At 73.0% G+C, this 16,825-nt stretch carries 15 protein-coding genes and 1 pseudogene; 3 read left to right on the top strand and 13 right to left on the bottom strand.

The annotated features are described in order from the left end of the window. Positions 1–389: 389 nt before the first annotated feature. The 6 genes and pseudogenes from crcB to ACZ3HQ_RS09925 all read right to left on the bottom strand — a co-directional run bounded on the left by crcB (position 390) and on the right by ACZ3HQ_RS09925 (position 4,105). Entirely contained in the window at positions 390–764 is a 375-nt protein-coding gene (gene crcB / locus ACZ3HQ_RS09900; RefSeq protein ID WP_467509203.1) for a fluoride efflux transporter CrcB, read from the bottom strand. A gap of 35 nt (positions 765–799) precedes the next feature. Next, positions 800–988, bottom strand: a pseudogene (locus tag ACZ3HQ_RS09905) (DUF190 domain-containing protein); the annotation flags it as partial. Continuing rightward, positions 985–1,461: a fluoride efflux transporter FluC gene (locus ACZ3HQ_RS09910; protein WP_467509204.1), complete on the bottom strand. Its 477-nt coding sequence runs from the start codon at positions 1,459–1,461 to the stop codon at positions 985–987. The gene ACZ3HQ_RS09910 and the pseudogene ACZ3HQ_RS09905, both read right to left, overlap by 4 nt. A 187-nt stretch (positions 1,462–1,648) precedes the next feature. Continuing rightward, positions 1,649–2,422: a TIGR03943 family putative permease subunit gene (locus tag ACZ3HQ_RS09915; RefSeq protein ID WP_467509205.1), complete on the bottom strand. Its 774-nt coding sequence runs from the start codon at positions 2,420–2,422 to the stop codon at positions 1,649–1,651. Beyond that, on the bottom strand, positions 2,419–3,456 hold the full coding sequence (locus ACZ3HQ_RS09920; RefSeq protein ID WP_467509206.1) for a permease: 1,038 nt from the start codon (positions 3,454–3,456) through the stop codon (positions 2,419–2,421). The genes ACZ3HQ_RS09915 and ACZ3HQ_RS09920 overlap by 4 nt, the downstream gene beginning before the upstream one ends. Before the next feature lie 175 nt (positions 3,457–3,631). After that, positions 3,632–4,105, bottom strand: coding sequence for a carboxymuconolactone decarboxylase family protein (locus tag ACZ3HQ_RS09925; RefSeq protein ID WP_467509207.1), 474 nt, complete (start codon positions 4,103–4,105; stop codon positions 3,632–3,634). Positions 4,106–4,436: 331 nt separating this feature from the next. Between ACZ3HQ_RS09925 and ACZ3HQ_RS09930 the strand changes: the two genes are divergently transcribed. Continuing rightward, positions 4,437–5,312 carry an SCO2400 family protein gene (locus ACZ3HQ_RS09930; protein WP_467509208.1) on the top strand — a complete coding sequence of 292 codons (876 nt, stop codon included), beginning with the start codon at positions 4,437–4,439 and terminating at the stop codon, positions 5,310–5,312. Between the two features lie 370 nt (positions 5,313–5,682). On the opposite strand, the gene ACZ3HQ_RS09935 is transcribed toward ACZ3HQ_RS09930, so the two are convergent. Continuing rightward, entirely contained in the window at positions 5,683–6,417 is a 735-nt protein-coding gene (locus ACZ3HQ_RS09935) for a TIGR03943 family putative permease subunit (RefSeq protein WP_467509209.1), read from the bottom strand. Then, positions 6,414–7,427 carry a permease gene (locus ACZ3HQ_RS09940; protein ID WP_467509210.1) on the bottom strand — a complete coding sequence of 338 codons (1,014 nt, stop codon included), beginning with the start codon at positions 7,425–7,427 and terminating at the stop codon, positions 6,414–6,416. Before ACZ3HQ_RS09940 ends, ACZ3HQ_RS09935 begins: the two co-directional genes overlap by 4 nt. 160 nt (positions 7,428–7,587) lie before the next feature. Here ACZ3HQ_RS09940 and ACZ3HQ_RS09945 point away from each other — a divergent pair, with 160 nt between their 5' ends. Beyond that, positions 7,588–9,375 carry an NAD-binding protein gene (locus ACZ3HQ_RS09945; protein ID WP_467510001.1) on the top strand — a complete coding sequence of 596 codons (1,788 nt, stop codon included), beginning with the start codon at positions 7,588–7,590 and terminating at the stop codon, positions 9,373–9,375. Positions 9,376–9,436: 61 nt separating this feature from the next. Here the strand turns inward: ACZ3HQ_RS09945 and ACZ3HQ_RS09950 are convergent, their stop codons facing one another. Further along, positions 9,437–11,245, bottom strand: a complete 1,809-nt coding sequence (locus ACZ3HQ_RS09950; RefSeq protein WP_467509211.1) for a S9 family peptidase — start codon at positions 11,243–11,245, stop codon at positions 9,437–9,439. 122 nt (positions 11,246–11,367) lie between these two features. Between ACZ3HQ_RS09950 and ACZ3HQ_RS09955 the strand changes: the two genes are divergently transcribed. Then, complete coding sequence (locus ACZ3HQ_RS09955) at positions 11,368–12,171, top strand: SURF1 family protein (protein ID WP_467509212.1); 804 nt, start codon at positions 11,368–11,370, stop codon at positions 12,169–12,171. On the opposite strand, the gene ACZ3HQ_RS09960 is transcribed toward ACZ3HQ_RS09955, so the two are convergent. The 4 genes from ACZ3HQ_RS09960 to ACZ3HQ_RS09975 all read right to left on the bottom strand — a co-directional run bounded on the left by ACZ3HQ_RS09960 (position 12,168) and on the right by ACZ3HQ_RS09975 (position 16,822). Beyond that, on the bottom strand, positions 12,168–13,460 hold the full coding sequence (locus ACZ3HQ_RS09960; protein WP_467509213.1) for a hypothetical protein: 1,293 nt from the start codon (positions 13,458–13,460) through the stop codon (positions 12,168–12,170). The genes ACZ3HQ_RS09955 and ACZ3HQ_RS09960 overlap by 4 nt on opposite strands. Beyond that, positions 13,457–14,161 (bottom strand): SigE family RNA polymerase sigma factor, encoded by a 705-nt coding sequence (locus ACZ3HQ_RS09965; protein WP_167513599.1) that lies wholly within the window; start codon positions 14,159–14,161, stop codon positions 13,457–13,459. Before ACZ3HQ_RS09965 ends, ACZ3HQ_RS09960 begins: the two co-directional genes overlap by 4 nt. A 325-nt stretch (positions 14,162–14,486) precedes the next feature. Beyond that, on the bottom strand, positions 14,487–15,545 hold the full coding sequence (locus ACZ3HQ_RS09970; protein ID WP_467509214.1) for an aspartate-semialdehyde dehydrogenase: 1,059 nt from the start codon (positions 15,543–15,545) through the stop codon (positions 14,487–14,489). Next, complete coding sequence (locus tag ACZ3HQ_RS09975; protein WP_030817256.1) at positions 15,545–16,822, bottom strand: aspartate kinase; 1,278 nt, start codon at positions 16,820–16,822, stop codon at positions 15,545–15,547. Before ACZ3HQ_RS09975 ends, ACZ3HQ_RS09970 begins: the two co-directional genes overlap by 1 nt. Between the last annotated feature and the right edge of the window lie 3 nt (positions 16,823–16,825).

The raw sequence follows: 16,825 nt of genomic DNA on the forward strand, positions 1-16,825 counted from the left end.
CCCCACGCCACGCCCCCTTATTGATGCGATTATGTGCCGCCGTGCGGCGCCCCCGTTCGTGGCCGGACACTGCCGCGCCGGTCCACGGTGGCCGCGGTGGATCTCGTCAGCCACGTGCGGCTAGACGTTAATGGATCAACGAGGCCCTGGTCAGCCGCGTAAAGATCACGATCAGGCAATCTGACGGTGGGGAACCGCTACGGCGCCTGGTTCACCAGAATGCTGCGCGGGGAGGCACCCACTTCCGGGGCGGTTCGGCGGGGTACGGCAGGTCGAGGTGGAGGGTGAGACGGCGGCGAGGGGCGGGAGTCTGGTGCCGTAAATGGCCCTGAGACCTTGGGGGTTGATGAGGTGTTCGGGCCATGGCTCAGGGGGCGTACGAGTCCGCATCAACCCCAGATCGCCTCCGCGAACGCCGTCCCCACGAACGCCGCGCCCAGGCCCGCCACCACGCTGGCGACGACGTTGGCCGCGGCCATGAAGCGGGCGCCGTCCTCCGTCAGGCGGAGAGTCTCGTAGGAGAAGGTGGAGTACGTGGTGAGGGCGCCGCAGAGGCCGGTGCCTATGAGGAGTTGGATGTGGGAGGAGGCGGCGCCCGCTACGACCGCGCCCGTCAGGAGGCCGAGGATGAAGCAGCCGAGGACGTTGACGGTGAAGGTGCCCCAGGGGAAGACGGCGTCGTGGCGTTTCTGGACGGCGCGGTCGGTGAGGTAGCGCAGCGGGGCTCCGGCCATGCCGCCGAGGATCACGAGAAGCCAGTTCACGCCTTCCTCTCCTTGCCCGGGTGACGCCGGGAGTGCCGGGCGGTGTGGATGAGCGAGGACGCGTCGAAGCCCTCGATGCCCCGGAACACGCCGGCGCCCGCGAGGCCGGCCGCGTGCGCGCGGCGCACGATCTCGCTGTAGAGCGGCTTGTGGTGGTGGGTGTCGTGCTCGCCGACGAAGAGGGTCACCCTGAGGGCGTCGCCGGTCAGCCGTGTCGTGGTCATCGCTGCCTCCGGGCCAGGACGCGCCGCGTGAGCGCGACCGCGAGCCCTGCCGAGCCGAGGGCCGCGAGCGGGGTCGCGGCCAGATAGGCGAGGGCAGTGCGCGCCTCACCGGCGTTCACCAGCCGCTCGATCTCGACGGCGTACGTGGAGAACGTGGTGAAGCCCCCCAGCACCCCCGTGCCGAAGAACGGCCGGACCAGCCGGTGCGCCGTCCACACCTCGCTGATCAGCACCATGAACACGCCGATGACCGCGCAGCCGGTGACGTTGACCAGCAGGGTGGTCCAGGGGAAGCCGGGGTTCGCCACCGGCCACAGCAGCGACGCCGCGTAACGGGCCGTCGCGCCGATCGCGCCGCCGGCCGCGACCACCGCCACGACCGGGCCCTGACCGCGCCAGGCTTCCTGCCACCGGGCGGGAGAGCACGGGTCGACGTCGGGGTCGACGGGTTCGTTCGTCGTGGGTCGTGTCATGGGCGTACGTCTCCTACTCGCCGGCACCCGCGCACGCGGGCGCACTCCGTCGCAAGTAGGGACTGTCGGCGGCGTCGATGCCGCGGTTCGGGTACGGCGAGCCCCACCGCCGCGCCGCGCGGGTGAGGCGCGGCCGGTCACCAGGGTATCGCGGGGGCGGGGCGGGGTGCGGCGCGGCCGTCCGGGGCTACGACGGGGTCAGCGGGAGGTCGTCCGTGTACGCGTTGACCGGCTGGGCGATGGGGTGGCTCTCCTTGACGTCCAGCGCGGCCTCGGCGGTCTTGGTGCCGAGGCGGCCCGCGGGGTGCCAGGTGCCGGTGACCGCGAGCCAGGTGTTGGCGGGCGGGGCGTCGGTGCCGTGGACGCGGACCTTCACGGTCTGGGAGTCGGCGGCGCAGCAGGTGAAGATGATCCGGGTCAGGTACCAGCCGCCGCCTGCCCCGGCCGGGGTGACGAAACCGGTGAGCTGGACCTGCCGGCCCTTGATCGCCAGCGTGGGGTCCTGCTGGACGCGCTGGGTGAAGGCGGTGAGGGTCAGGGGGAGCGGGGAGGTGGTGGGGAGGGCGGGGAAACGTTCCTTCGGGGCGGTCTCCACCGGCTTCCCGTTGGAGTGGGCCGCCGTGTACGCGCCGAGGGCGGGCGGGGCGTAGAGGAGGAGGCTCAGGGCGGGGAGGGCGAGGAGCCAGGCGACCTTGGGGGCGGTGGAGTGGTCGTGGCCGTGCGTGTGTTCATGGGGGGCGTGGGCGTCGTGCGGGGCGTGGGCGTCGTCGGGGTTTTCGCTTCGGCGCAGGTCGAGTACGGCGTTCACCGCGGCGAGGAGCAGCAGGACGATGCCGGAGGCGATCAGGACGGGGCGCAGGCCCTCCTTGACATAGCGCAGGTAGAGGTCGGTGAAGAGGGCCGTGTGCAGCAGGCCCGCGCCGATGAGGGCGAGCAGGGCGGTCTGGGCGAGGCGTCTCACAGCAGCGCGCCTCCGATCAGGGCGCTGGCGGCGACGGCGACGACCGTGGTCGCGGCGGAGAACCGTACGGCGAAGGCGCGGCCGAAGGTGCCTGCCTGAAGGGCGATCAGCTTCAGGTCCACCATGGGGCCGACCACCATGAAAGCGAGCCGGGCTGTGGGGGAGAAGCCTGTGAGGGAGGCCGCCACAAAGGCGTCCGCCTCCGAGCAGACGGCGAGCAGGACGGCGAGCCCGGCGAGGAACAGCACGGAGAGCCAGGGCGAGCCCGAGAAGGTGTCGAGCACGGTGCGCGGTACGGCGACGTTGAAGGTGGCCGCGGCCATCGCCCCGAGCACCAGGAAGCCCCCGGCGTGCAGGAAGTCGTGCTGGAAGCCCTGGCGGAACTCGGCCCAGCGGCTGTGTCCGTGCTGGTGGCCGGTGTGCCGTACGGCCGGGCGCAGCCACTTCTCCTTGCCGAAGCAGAGCCACAGCCAGCCCATCACGGCGGCGGTGGCCAGCGAGGCGACCAGCCGGGCGGCGACCATCGCGGGGTTGCCGGGGAAGGCGACCGCCGTGGCGGTGAGCACGATCGGGTTGATCGCGGGCGCGGACAGCAGGAAGGCGAAGGCGGCGGCCGGGGTGACGCCCCGCCGGATCAGGCTGTTGGCCACCGGTACGGACGCGCATTCGCACCCCGGCAGCACCGCGCCCGCGACTCCGGCGACCGGTACGGCGAGCGCGGCCCGCTTGGGCAGCACGCGGGTGAACAGGTCGGCCGGGACGAAAGCGTTGATCGCGCCGGACAGCACGGTGCCCAGGATCAGGAACGGCAGCGCCTGCACGGTGATCGCCAGGCAGACCGTGCGCCACGCCTGGACGGCGGGGCGGTCGAGCACCCCCGCGCGGGCGAGCAGCAGCACCGCGATCCCGACGGCCGCCGCGGCGGTGAGGGCGAGCAGGGGGCGTACGGGGCTGGGGCGGGCCGGTGGAGCGGTGGGGGTGGCGACCGTCGCCGCCCCGTCGACCACTCCCACCAGCTCATCCGTTTTTCCCATTTTCACTCCGGATGTCGGTGTTTGGCCGACGATAAGCGAGGGGCGTGTGCGGGGTGGGATGCACACGCCGTCTCGCCTCCGGATGCGTGAGGAGGTTGCGGGCCGGGGTTGGTTCGACCCGGCCCGGCCCGGCCCGGTCTGGCTCGGCCCGGCCCGGCTTCGACCCGGTTTCGGCTCAGGCCAACTGGCCGACCTGGTAGTCGCCGGCGGGCATGCGGATCATGACGTTCATGCGGTTGTAGGCGTTGATGAGGCCGATGAGGAAGACCAGGGCGGCGAGCTGGTCCTCGTCGTAGTGCTTGGCCGCGTTCGCCCACGCCTCGTCGGTGACGGCACCGGGGGTGTCGGCGAGGCGGGTGCCCTGCTCGGCCAGTTCGAGTGCGGCGCGCTCGGCGTCGGTGAACACGGTGGCCTCGCGCCAGGCGGCGACCATGTTCAGCCGGAGCTGGGTCTCGCCCGCGTGCGCGGCCTCCTTGGTGTGCATGTCGAGGCAGAAGCCGCAGCCGTTGATCTGGCTCGCGCGGATCTTCACCAGCTCCTGGGTGGCGGCGGGGAGGGTGGAGTCCGAGACCACCTTTCCGGCCGCGTTGAAGTGCTTGATGATCTTTGCGGTGGCGGGGATGGCGAAGGGGTTGAGGCGGGGGTCCATGGATGCGCTCCTGGAGGTCGTTCCGGTGGATTCACGGTTACGACGGGTGGAGTGGCGGGGGTGTGACATGGGCGGGTGTGAGGTGGGTCACTCACATGGCTTCGGGTCACATGGCTTCCGGTCACACGGTGTGCGGCCACACAGGGCTCGACCACATGGAGTGCGCCCCACATGAGGTACGCCCACACGGCTTCCGGCCACATAGGTTCCGGCCACTCGGAATCCGCTGGGAATGTGTGCAGGAGAGCCACATGGGGCGCACACACTCTGCTGATGGTCCCGTTACGGTGGCGGGCGCTCACCCGCGCCCGTCGACCCAGGAAGACCGCGAATGGACTACTGCTCCGCCTGCCGTCGGCATCTGAACGGCGCCCTGGTCTGCCCGGGCTGCGGCGTCTGCGCCTCCCCGGACCTGGCCCCGATGCCGGTCCGCACGAGCGCGTACGCCGTACGGCAGCCCGTCGACGACGACGTACCCGTGTCCCGCCAGGGCAGGTCGGTGCCCCCGCCGGCCGTTCCGCGCCGTCCGGCCGAGGTGGCCTCGGGCAGTGGCCGCGCGGCCCGGCGCCGGGAGCAGTCCCGCTGGCGGAAGACGCGTCGCAGGGCCGCCCTGGCGACGGCCGTCGCGCTGGTCGGCGGTGGCTTCACCCTGGCCGCCGCCCTGAACCACCAGCCGGCCGACCGCACCCGCCCGACCGCGGCCCAGGGCGAGCAGCCGATGGGCGGTACGGGCCCCGAGGCCACGGCCGGCCTCCCGGCCCCGACGGTGCCCCCGACCGGGCGCCCCACCCCAGCCCCGAGCACCCCGCCGCACACGAGCGCCGAGCCGAAGTCCGCGGCGGCTCCCCGCTCCAGCAGCACCCCCACGCCGCACAAGGCCGGCCCGAAGGCCACCAAGCCGTCCCCGTCCGCGTCCCCCTCGACGCACCCCCACTCCCGCTCCCTGCTCCCCCTCCCCCACGACCCGGTGCCGGTCTCCACCACCCCCGTCTCCCGCCTCACCCCGCCGAAGCAGTCCCCCACTCCCGCGAAGCCCACCCCCACGACGCCCTCCCCCACCGAGCGCACCCAGCGCACCGAGTCCCCGTCGACCCCACCCTCCGAGCCGCAGTCCGCGACCCCCACGGACTCGCACTCCCCCACGGCGACCCCCTCCACCGCCCCCTCCCCCTCCCACGTCTGCCTCCTGGTCCTCTGCCTGAGCTGACCACCCGGCGTAGGTCGGACCGCCGCGCACGGAGCGCCATTCCGGGGAGCGAGGGAGCCCGTCCGCGGGTCGGCAGCTCAGCGGCGCCCTTCACAGGCACCGGGCGAAGTCATCCGAACCTCGCGCGGCCACTCCCGCCGTACGCCGTGGGGCAACCTCCGCTGCGCGTCGACCCAGCCGGTCTCAAGGCACAGCGGCAGGAAGACCCGCACCCCGGAACCGGCCAGGCACCTCCGCGTCGAGGAGGTCGTGCAGCGGAGGCGCTCCCGGCATCCGGCGCCCCAGTACCCGGACTCGGAGACGGGCGTCGCCGTCCGAGAGATGGACCAGAGCCGCCCAACCGTCTCCGCCCGGCCGGGCCCGGCGTCCCTCACTTGTTCCACGTCTCGTCATAAGGATCGGCCGGAGCAGCCACCGGCCGGGCCGACGTCACCCGGAGATACGGGATCACCCCGTTGTTCACCGGGTCCCGCGTCACGCGCGAGGCGTACACCCCCGTCACCTCCATCCACGCGTCCGGACGGAGGACCGGCGGGAGTTGGCCGGTGAGGCCGATCTTGACGGGCTGGGCGTCGGCGGCGCAGCAGTTGAGGGCCATGCGGACGAGGTACGGGGCGCCGTGGGCGTCGAGGGCGAGGAAGCCGGTGACGCGGACGATGCGGCCGCGCAGGGAGTGGGTGTAGGCGGCGCGGGAGGCGTAGTCGACGACGCTCAGCCGGACGGGGTCCGAGGTGGGCAACGGGTCCAGGCCGTAGGGGGGTTGGAGTGCCGTACCCGTACGGACCGCGCTGTAAGAGCCCAGCGCGGGCGGGGCGATGAGGATGAGGGCCAGGACGGGCAGCACCAGCAGCCAGGCCACACCGGGCTCGGGATGACCCCCATGACTCCCTTGACCCCCGTGCCCCCCTTGACCCCCGCGCCCCCCACCCCGCTTCCGCTCGTACCGGACCGTCGCCAGCGCGGCCACCACGAGGACCACCCCCGCCGCCAACACCAGTGGCCGCAGGCCCGACTTGACGTACCGGAGGTACAGATCGGTCGTCCCCGCGTGCAGCAGCGCGCCTCCGAGGAGGAACATCACGGCGGCCTGCGCCTGGCGGTTCACAGCAGTACCGCCCCGGTGACCAGCGCGCCCGTGATGGCCAGCGCGAACGTGGCCGGGGCGAAGCGCAGCGCGAAGCCGCGGCCGAAGGTGCCGGTCTGCATGGCGAACAGCTTGAGGTCGATCATCGGGCCCACCACCAGGAACACCAGCTTGGCCGTCGGGGAGAAGTCGGTGAGGGACGCGGCGACGAACGCGTCCGCCTCCGAGCAGATGGACAGCACCACGGCGAGTACGGCGAGGGCGAGCACCGCGAGGAAGGGGTTGCCCGCGGCCGTGCGCAGCCACTCCGCCGGGGCCACCGCCTTCAGGGTGGCCGCGGCCATCGCCCCGAGGACCAGGAAGCCGCCCGCGTGCATGGTGTCGTGGCGTACGGAGTTCCAGAAGGTCTCCGCCTTCGTCTCGCCCTCGTGCGCGCCGTGCGCGGGTGGGCGCAGCCAGTCGGCGCGGCCGAGCCGCTGCCACAGCCAGCCCATCGCGCAGGCCACCAGCAGGCTCGCGGCGAACCGGGCGAGCACCATCTCCGGGTTGTCCGGGAAGGCGACGGCCGTGGCGGTCAGCACGATCGGGTTGATCGCGGGCGCGGACAGCAGGAACGCCAGCGCGGCCGCCGGGGTCACCCCCCGCCGCACCAGCGCGCCCGCCACCGGCACCGACGCGCACTCGCACCCCGGCAGCACCGCGCCCGCGAGGCCCGCGACCGGTACGGCGAGCGCGGGCCGGGCGGGCAGGGCGCGGGCGAAGAAGGCGGGCGGGACGAACACGGCGATGGCGGCCGACAGCAGCACCCCGAGGACCAGGAAGGGCAGCGCCTGCACGGTCACGGCGACGAACACCGTCATCCAGCTCTGCATCACCGGGGTGCCGAGCGCGCCCCGGATCGGCGCCTGAGCAAGGACGGCGAGCAGCAGCACCAGGGTCAGGACGAGCGGGGAGCTGAGCCGGGTACCGGTACCGCCCGACCGTTCGCCGGGCGGCTCGGTGCCCGGCGGGGCGTCTTCGGTGATGGCCACGGGTGAGGACCTCCGGCTGGGTGCGGCTGCCAGGGCGTACGCGGCCGCGGGTGGGGCCGTTCAGGTGATCGCTGGAACCGGCCGCCTTCTTGGGGCAGTCTTTTCCCTCGTGGCGAACAGCGTTCCGTATCAGGGCGGTTCAGGTGGCGCGTCGGCGCCGATGGTGGTGGGCGGGGACGACGGTCTCGCGCACCGGCTGTCCGCCGAGCTGCGCGGAGTCTACGGCGAGCAGGTCGTCCTCGTCGTGCCGCCGAACGCGCGCACCGCGCGGCGGCCGGTGGTCGGGCGGCCCCGGTCGGCTCCCGCCGCGCTCTTCGACCGGGTGGTCTCGGTGGCGGTCGGCCGGGGCGGGCCCGCACCGGGCGGCGGCTCGAACACCGTGTCCCAACACCCGGGCGGGGAACGGGTGCTGGAGGCCGAGTTCCTCACCGAGCAGGTGCTCGCGGAGGCGGGGGTGGAGCGGGCGGCCGCACTGGCGCTGGTGTACGAGGACGACGAGACCAACATCCGTGCCGCGCTGACCGCCCGGCGGCTGAATCCGCGCCTGCGTCTCGTACTGCGGCTGTACAACCGGCGGTTGGGTCAGCACATCGAGGAACTCCTCGATCAGGCGGCCGTGTTGGTGGGCCAGTCCGAGGAAGCGCTGCGGGACGCGGCCACCTCCGTGCTCTCCGACGCCGACACCGCCGCGCCCGCGCTCGCCGCGACCGCCGTCGCCGGTACCGGCAAGGTGATCCAGGCGGAGGGGCTGCTGCTGCGCGCGGTGGAACGGGTCGCGCCCCCGGCCGGCAGCCCCGCCTTGCCCGGCCTGTGCACGCTCGCCCTGCTGTCCGCCGAGGGCGACGACGAGGGGCCGGTGCTGCTGCCCGACGACGAGGAGGTACGGCGGGCGGGCGGCCGGTCCCGCGTGATGCTGGAGCGGTTCTCGGCGGCGGAGGGCGCGGCGGCGGGGAACGGACGCGGCGTGGGCGGCGTGCCACCCCTCTCCTCCCTGTTCTCCAAGCAGTTGAGATGGTCGCTGGCGGTACTGGCGGGCTGCGTGATCGCGCTCGCGGTGGCCCTGTCGATCGTGACCGGCATCCACCCCGTAGGAGCCTTCTATCTGACCCTGCTCGACCTGTTCGCCATCGACGATCCCGCGCTGGGCGAGCCGTTGGGGCGTCAGATCCTCCAACTCCTCTCCGGGCTGGTCGGGTTGCTGCTCCTCCCGGTACTGCTGGCCGCCGTGCTGGAGGGGTTGGGCACCTTCCGTACGCAGTCCGCGCTGCGCAAGCCACCGCGCGGGCTAGGCGGGCACGTCGTCCTGCTGGGGCTGGGGAAGATCGGTACGCGGGTGCTGATCCGGCTGCGCGAGCTGCACGTGCCGGTGGTGTGCGTGGAGGGCAACCCGGAGGCGCGCGGGCTCGCGGTGGCGCGGCGGCTGCGGGTGCCGGTGGTGATCGGGGACGTGACGCAGGAGGGCGTACTGGAGGCGGCCAAGATCCACCGCGCGCACGCCCTCCTCGCGGTGACCAGCTCGGACACCACCAATCTGGAGGCGGTGCTGTACGCGCGCGGGGTCCGTCCCGACCTCCGCGCGGTACTGCGCCTGTACGACGACGACTTCGCCACCGCCGTGTACCGCACCCTGCGCGTCGCCCACCCGCTGGCCACCACCCGCAGCCGCAGCGTCTCCTACCTCTCGGCCCCCGCCTTCGCCGGAGCCATGCTGGGCCGCCGCGTCCTGGGCGCGGTCCCGGTGGAACGCCGGGTGCTCGTCTTCGCGTCGGTGGACGTGGCGAACCGCCCCCAACTGGAGGGCCGCACCCTGGCGTCCGCCTTCCAGCCCGGCGTCTGGCGCGCCCTCGCCGTGGAGAACGCCCCCGACGCCCCACCCGACCGCCTCCTCACGAAGGAAGACCGGGTGGTGGTGGCGGCGACGCGCCGGGGGCTGGCGGAACTCGGCTGAACCGTCCCGGTGGAGGCTGAGCCCCCTCCTTCTCAGAGACTCCCTCCTTCTCAGAGACTCCCTACTTCTCCGAACCCCCCAGGTGCCGCCGGGCGAAGTCCATCTCCAGCCGGACCTGCTTGATCCGCTCGTCCACCACCAGGGAGCCGTGGCCCGCGTCGTAGCGGTACACCTCGTGCGGGGCGCCCCGGTCGCGGAGGCGCTCGACGTAGTTGTCGATCTGGCGGATCGGGCAGCGGGGGTCGTTGACGCCGGCGGAGATGTAGACGGGCGCCTTGACCTGGTCGACGTAGGTCAGCGGGGAGGACGCGGCGAAGCGGTCCGGGACCTCCTCCGGGGTGCCGCCCAGGAGGGTGCGGTCCATGGCCTTCAGCGCCTCCATCTCGTCGTGGTACGCGGTGACGTAGTCCGCGACCGGCACCACGGCGATGCCCACCGTCCACGCCTCCGGCTGGGTGCCGATGCCCAGCAGGGTGAGGTAGCCGCCCCAGGAGCCGCCGGTGAGGACGAGGCGCTCGGGGTCGGCGAGGCCGGAGGAGACGGCCCACTCGCGCACAGCCGCCACGTCCTCCAGCTCGATCAGGCCGACCCGGTGCTTGAGCGCGTCGGTCCAGGCGCGCCCGTACCCGGTGGAGCCCCGGTAGTTGACGCGGACCACGGCGTACCCCTGGTCCACCCAGGCCGCCGGGCCCGCCGCGAAGGAGTCGCTGTCGTGCCAGGTGGGACCGCCGTGCAGGTCGAACACGGTCGGCAGGGGGCCGGTGGCCCCGGCGGGCTTCTGGACGAGAGCGTGGATACGGCCGCCGGGGCCGTCCACCCACACGTCCTCCACCGCGACCGAGGGCGGGCTCTTCAGGCCGGGCGGGTCGAGCACGACCTGCCCGCCGGTGGAGCGGACCACCGGCGGCTCGGCGGCGGAGGACCACAGGTACTCCACGCTGCCGTCGGGCCGGGCGGTCGCCCCGGAGACGGTGCCGGGCGGGGTGGGGATACGGTCCAGCTCGCGGGTGGCGAGGTCGTAGCGGAACAGCTCGCTGCGGGCCTCGAAGCCGTGCGCGATCAGCAGGGCGGAGCCGTCCGGGTACCACTCGGCGGCCACGTCGCCGGGCAGGTCCAGCGGCAGGTCGGTCTCCGTGCCGCTCGCCACGTCCCAGACCAGCGGTTCCCAGCGGCCCCGGCGCTGGTGCCCGATGAGGAGACGGGTGTCGCCGTCGACGGGGGCGAAGCCCAGCACCTCCAGGCCCAGCTCCTCGGTGCCGCCGCGCGTGTCGTCCAGGTCGGCGACGGCCGCGCCGTCCGGGCGCAGCACGCGCAGGGCGCTGTGCATGGCGTCGCCGTGCTCGGTGTGCTCGATCGCGATCAGCGTGCCGTCGTGCGAGAGGTCGCCGACGCCGGCGGACTCGCGGTGCCGGTAGATCTCCACCGGCGCCTCACCGGCGCGCGCGAGGTGGATCGTCGTACCGTCCTCGTCGGTCGAGCGGCCGATCACGGCCGTCCGCCCGTCGCGGCCGAGGGCGAGCCCGGCCGGGTAGGAGGGCGCGAGGCCCGGTACGGCGGTCTCGTCGGGGCCGCCCCCGAAGGGCTGGCGGCGCCAGACCCCGAACTCGTCCCCGTCCTTGTCGTCGAACCACCAGATCCACTCACCGTCCGGCGAGAGCACACCGTCCGTGGTGCCGTTCGGCCGGTCCGTGGCCTGCCGCTGCGCACCGGTCGCGCGGTCCCACGCGTACAGCTCGTACGTGCCGGTCGCGTTCGACACGAACAGCGAGCGGTCGGGCGCGTCCTCGGCCCAGTCCGGCAGCGAGACCCTCGGCGCGCGGAACCGCTTCTCCCAGTCGGGCATCTCCACAGCTTCGTCAGCTTTGTCCATGCCCCCTAGGATCACCCGCCCGACGCCCTACGGGACACCCCTGAGCTGGGCGATGAGGCGCGGGGCCGGCCGGGCGCGGGGCCGGAGTGAAGGTGACAAAGGGGGCGCCGTACCTTTGGGGGGTGTACCGGTTTCTGCTGACACCCCGCTGGTGGGGCATCAACGTCTTCGTGCTGCTCGCCATCCCGTTCTGCGTGTTCATGGGGTCGTGGCAGCTCAGCCGGTTCGAGGGGCGGGTGCAGGACCATCGCACCGCCACCGAACAGGCGGCGGACTCCCGCCACCAGGAGGCGGTGCCGCTCGCGCGGATGCTGCCCGTGGACAAGGCCACCTCGGGGCGGCGGGTCGTGGTCAGCGGCGAGTATGGCCGGCAGTTGCTCTCGCCCGGCCGTGAGCTGGACGGGAAGACCGGCTTCTACGTCGTGACCCTGCTGCGCACCCCGAACGGCGAGTCCCTCCCGGTGGTCCGGGGCTGGCTGCCCGGCACGGCGGACGCGGCGAAGGCACCGAAGCCCCCGGCCGGGAAGGTCACCGTCACCGGCGCGCTCCAGGCCCCCGAGTCACCGGGCAGCAACGGCGTCCCCGCGACCGGCGGACTGCCCGCCGGGCAGACCAACGCCATCGCCCCGGCCTCCCTGGTCAACCTGGTGCCGGACAAGCTGTACGCGGCCTGGGTCACCCTCGACCGGGGCGAGGCCGGGATGAAGGCGGTGCCCGCGACGGCGCCCGTCGGGACCGGGCTGGACCTGAAGGCGTTCCAGAACCTCGGCTACACCGGCGAGTGGTTCGTCTTCGCCGGCTTCGTGGTCTTCATGTGGTTCCGCCTGCTGCGCCGCGAGGCCGAGGCCGTCCGCGACGCCGAGCTGGGCCTGGTGACGGACGGCGCCGGCGCCCCCGAGGACGCCGGCACCCCCGCCAAGGTCTAGCTCTCCGACTGCATCCCGGTGTAGTACACCGTCCCCGCGCACGCGTTCGGGACGGCCGCCGTCGCCGCCGCGCCGGACGCCGCGCTGTACGTGACCTGCACGCTGCCGTCGGCCGGGCCGTCGACCGTGAGGAGCTGCGGGGCCGCGCCGACCGCACCGCCGGTGCCGCTGTCCGTGGTGCCGGTCGTGCCCGTGTCACCGCTGGGCGAGGGGTCGGGCGAGGGCCCGCCGGTGGCCGAGCCGCTGCCGCCGGTGGTGCTGTCGCCGCCGCCCGGCACCGGGCAGGTCTCGGACGGCACGAAGGCGAACTTCTCCGCGTACGCGCCGCCCGGCCGCAGCACCAGGGAGGACACCGACAGCGCCGGGTCGGGCAGCCCGCTCGCCGCGTCGCCGGACACATGCGCGGCCACGCTCAGCTTGGCCTGGTCGGCCGCGCCCACCGCCACCGCGCCGACCTGGCCCGCCCCGGTGACCGTGCAGGCGGTGCCGGAGACGTTGGCGACCCGGAAGGTGCCGTAGACCACGCCGGCGGAGTCGGGTCCGCTCGCGCTGCCCGTGACGCCCAACTGGGCCGGGGTGCAGCTCGGGGTGCCGGAGGCGAGGCTCGCCGAGGGGTCGGCGGCGCCGGGCGGACCGGACGCGTCGTCGCCCTTCCTGCCGGGCTCGTCCTTCTTCCCGCCGCCCTTGCCGGTGCCGGGCGTGCCGCCCGTGCTGCCACGGGTGTCGCCGGTGGCGCCGTCGGAGGTACGGCCCTTGCCCTCGGTGCCCTGCGTCGACTCGGACTGGCCGGCCATCGCGGTGTTGGGGTCGGTGCCGGACGTGTCGGAGACGTGCACCAGGGCCGGGATCGCGGTGCCGAGCAGCAGCGCCGCCGCCGCCATCCCGACCGCCGCGTGCCGCTTGCGGGCCCGCCGCGCGGGAACGGCCCGCCGCAGATGCTCCAGCGAGCCGGTACGGGGCTCCACGTCCTCCACGGCGGAATGCAGCAGCCGCCGCAGCGCCTGCTCGTCCGCCCCGAGGCCGTCGTCCAGGCCGTCGGCCTCGATGCCCCGGCCGGCCCGCTGGGAGCCGGACGACGACGTGCCGCTCAGCTCCAGCAGCCGTTCGAGCCCGTCGAGTCCGTCGAGCCCGTCCAGCTTCCGTGTCTCCGCTTCGGCGGAGGCGTCCGGACGGGCGGACTCCTCCCGGCGGCTGCCGTCGTTCACAGTTTCGTTCCCAGCGTGCGTCGGCTTGTCGTTCCGGTCGGCCCCCGTGGCTGACTCGTCGGCCGGCTCGTCGTGCTCGCTCATGTCTTGGCCCCCATGGACACCCGCAGCGCGGCGATGCCCCGTGAGCCGTACGCCTTCACCGAGCCCAGCGAGATGCCGAGCGTCTCGGCGACCTGGGCCTCCGTCATGTCCGCGAAGTAACGCAGCACCAGCACCTCGCGCTGGCGGCGCTGAAGGCCCTTCATCGCCTTGATGAGCGAGTCCCGTTCGAGCTGGTCGTACGCGCCCTCCTCCGCGCTCGCCATGTCCGGCATCGGCTTGGAGAGCAGCTTCAGGCCGAGGATGCGGCGGCGCAGCGCGGACCGGGAGAGGTTGACGACCGTCTGGCGCAGGTACGCCAGGGTCTTCTCCTTGTCCCGGACGCGTTTGCGGGCCGAGTGGACGCGGATGAACGCCTCCTGCACGACATCCTCGCAAGAGGCGGTGTCGTCCAGGAGCAGGGCCGCGAGACCGAGCAGGGAGCGGTAGTGCGCCCGGTAGGTCTCGGTGAGATGGTCGACGGTGGTGCCGGCGGCCGCGTCACCCGCGGTGTCGTCGGCTCCGTCGCGCTGGCCGGGTATGCGGGTCGGGCGCGCTGCGGGCATCGGCGCGATCACCGGCATGCCGCCGGGCACACGCGGACGGAGTGCCGCACGGGGCGGCCGGAGCGCCGCCGCGCCACGGGCTGCTGGGGATACGCCCGGCTCGAAGAGAGCCGGTGCGAGTTCGAGTACCTCTGCCACGCCAGTTGGACACGCGTACCCCCGACAGGGTTGTACGTGCCGGGCGTCACATTCACGACGACCGACAGTTCCTCAAGTGCCGCCATGCGTCCCGCTCTTCCCCTACGCCTAGTTGAAAGGGCGTCACCACGCCCCACCGCGACGCCCCGCGCCCGGAATCCACGTCCCGCCGCACCAGGGTGAGGGCAAAGACGCTCCCGGTGCTCGCGCGGTTGCGGAGAACTGGGAGGGAAATCCTCTGTCGTGACGAAGGCCGGGTACAAGTGGTTTGGACCATGGTTCCGGCCACATTCCCCAGGAGAATCCCATGAGTGTCACAGGATTCTCACATCATTTCGGCGGCCACCAGTTCGGCGATCTGGGCGGTGTTGAGGGCGGCGCCCTTGCGCAGGTTGTCGCCGCAGACGAAGAGTTCGAGCGCGGTGGGGTCGTCCAGCGCCCGGCGCACCCGGCCCACCCAGGTGGGGTCGGTGCCCACGACGTCCGCCGGGGTGGGGTACTCCCCGGCGGCCGGGTCGTCGCACAGGACCACGCCGGGGGCGGTGGCGAGGATCTCGCGGGCGCCGGCCACGGTGACCTCGTCCTGGAAGCGGGCGTGGACGGTGAGGGAGTGGGTGGTGAGCACCGGGACCCGTACGCAGGTGACGGCGACCGGCAGGGCGGGCAGGCCGAGGATCTTGCGGGTCTCGTCGCGGACCTTCATCTCCTCCGAGGACCAGCCGTCCTCGCGCAGCGACCCGGCCCAGGGCACCACGTTGAGCGCGACGGGCTCGGGGAACGGCCCGGTCAGCTCGCCCACCGCACGCCGTACGTCACCGGGCGCGGTGCCCAGGTCGGTGCCCGCGACCAGGGACAACTGCGCGCGCAGCGTCTCGATCCCGGCCCGCCCGGCCCCGCTGACCGCCTGGTACGAGGAGACCACCAGCTCGCGCAGCCCGAACTCGGCGTGCAGCGCGCCGAGGGCGACGATCATCGACAGGGTCGTGCAGTTGGGGTTGGCGACGATCCCGCGCGGCCGCATCCGGGCCATGTGCGGGTTGACCTCCGGGACCACCAGCGGCACCTCGGGGTCCATCCGGAAGGCGCCGGAGTTGTCGACCACGACCGCGCCGCGCGCGGCGGCGATCGGCGCCCACTGGGCGGAGACCTCGTCGGGCACGTCGAACATGGCGACGTCGACGCCGTCGAAGGCGTCCTCGGTGAGGGCGGCGACCTCGACCTCCTCCCCGCGCACGGCCAGCTTGCGGCCGGCCGAGCGCGGGGAGGCGAGCAGCCTGATCTCGCCCCAGATGTCCGCCCGTTGGGACAGGATCTGGAGCATCACCGCTCCTACGGCTCCGGTCGCCCCCACGACCGCCAGTGTCGGGCGACCGGTGCGTGCCATCAGCGGCCCGTGCCCCCGTAGACGACGGCCTCGTCGGTGTCGGAGTCGAGCCCGAAGGCGGTGTGCACGGCGCGGACGGCCTCGGGGACCTCGTCGGCGCGGGTGACGACCGAGATGCGGATCTCGGAGGTCGAGATCAGCTCGATGTTCACGCCCGCGTCGCTGAGCGCCTCGAAGAAGGAGGCCGTGACACCCGGGTTGGTCTTCATCCCGGCACCGACCAGGGAGATCTTGCCGATCTGGTCGTCGTAGCGCAGGGACTCGAAGCCGATGCCGGGGCGGTTGCGCTCCAGCGCGTCGATGGCCTTGCGGCCCTCGGTCTTCGGCAGGGTGAAGGAGATGTCGGTCAGGCCCGTGGAGGCGGCCGACACGTTCTGCACGACCATGTCGATGTTGATCTCGGCGTCCGCGATGGTCCGGAAGATGGCCGCGGCCTCGCCCGGCTTGTCCGGCACGCCGACGACGGTGATCTTGGCCTCGGAGGTGTCGTGCGCGACACCGGAGATGATGGCCTGCTCCACCTGCTGTTCCCCTTGCTCGATCGGCTCGCTGCTGACCCACGTGCCGCGCAGCCCGCTGAAGGAGGAGCGGACGTGGATCGGGATGTTGTACCGGCGGGCGTACTCCACGCAGCGGTGGAGCAGCACCTTGGAGCCGGACGCGGCCAGCTCCAGCATGTCCTCGAAGGAGATCCAGTCGATCTTCCGGGCCTTCTTCACCACGCGCGGGTCGGCGGTGAACACGCCGTCCACGTCGGTGTAGATCTCGCAGACCTCGGCGTCGAGCGCGGCGGCGAGCGCGACGGCGGTGGTGTCGGAGCCGCCGCGGCCCAGCGTGGTGATGTCCTTCTTGTCCTGGCTCACACCCTGGAAACCGGCGACGATGGCGATGTTGCCCTCGTCGAGCGCGGTGCGGATGCGGCCCGGCGTGACGTCGATGATGCGGGCTTTGTTGTGGACCGAGTCGGTGATGACCCCTGCCTGGCTGCCCGTGAACGACTGGGCCTCGTGGCCCAGCTTTTTGATCGCCATCGCCAGCAGGGCCATGGAGATACGCTCTCCGGCGGTCAGCAGCATGTCGAATTCACGTCCGGCAGGCATCGGAGACACCTGCTCGGCGAGATCGATCAGCTCGTCCGTCGTGTCGCCCATCGCGGAGACCACGACAACCACCTGGTTGCCGTTCTTCTTGGCTTCCACGATCCGCTTGGCGACGCGCTTGATGCCCTCGGCATCGGCTACGGAGGAGCCTCCGTACTTCTGCACGACAAGGCCCACGTG

The sequence above is a fragment of the Streptomyces sp. NPDC018263 genome (genome assembly GCF_055562575.1).

Coding starts and splice junctions, on each gene's coding strand:
- ACZ3HQ_RS09910 (WP_467509204.1), bottom strand. CDS start 1,461: ATGACACGACCCACGACGAACGAACCCGTCGACCCCGACGTCGACCCG.
- ACZ3HQ_RS09920 (WP_467509206.1), bottom strand. CDS start 3,456: ATGGGAAAAACGGATGAGCTGGTGGGAGTGGTCGACGGGGCGGCGACG.
- ACZ3HQ_RS09925 (WP_467509207.1), bottom strand. CDS start 4,105: ATGGACCCCCGCCTCAACCCCTTCGCCATCCCCGCCACCGCAAAGATC.
- ACZ3HQ_RS09930 (WP_467509208.1), top strand. CDS start 4,437: ATGGACTACTGCTCCGCCTGCCGTCGGCATCTGAACGGCGCCCTGGTC.
- ACZ3HQ_RS09945 (WP_467510001.1), top strand. CDS start 7,588: ATGGTGGTGGGCGGGGACGACGGTCTCGCGCACCGGCTGTCCGCCGAG.
- ACZ3HQ_RS09950 (WP_467509211.1), bottom strand. CDS start 11,245: ATGGACAAAGCTGACGAAGCTGTGGAGATGCCCGACTGGGAGAAGCGG.
- ACZ3HQ_RS09960 (WP_467509213.1), bottom strand. CDS start 13,460: ATGAGCGAGCACGACGAGCCGGCCGACGAGTCAGCCACGGGGGCCGAC.
- ACZ3HQ_RS09970 (WP_467509214.1), bottom strand. CDS start 15,545: ATGGCACGCACCGGTCGCCCGACACTGGCGGTCGTGGGGGCGACCGGA.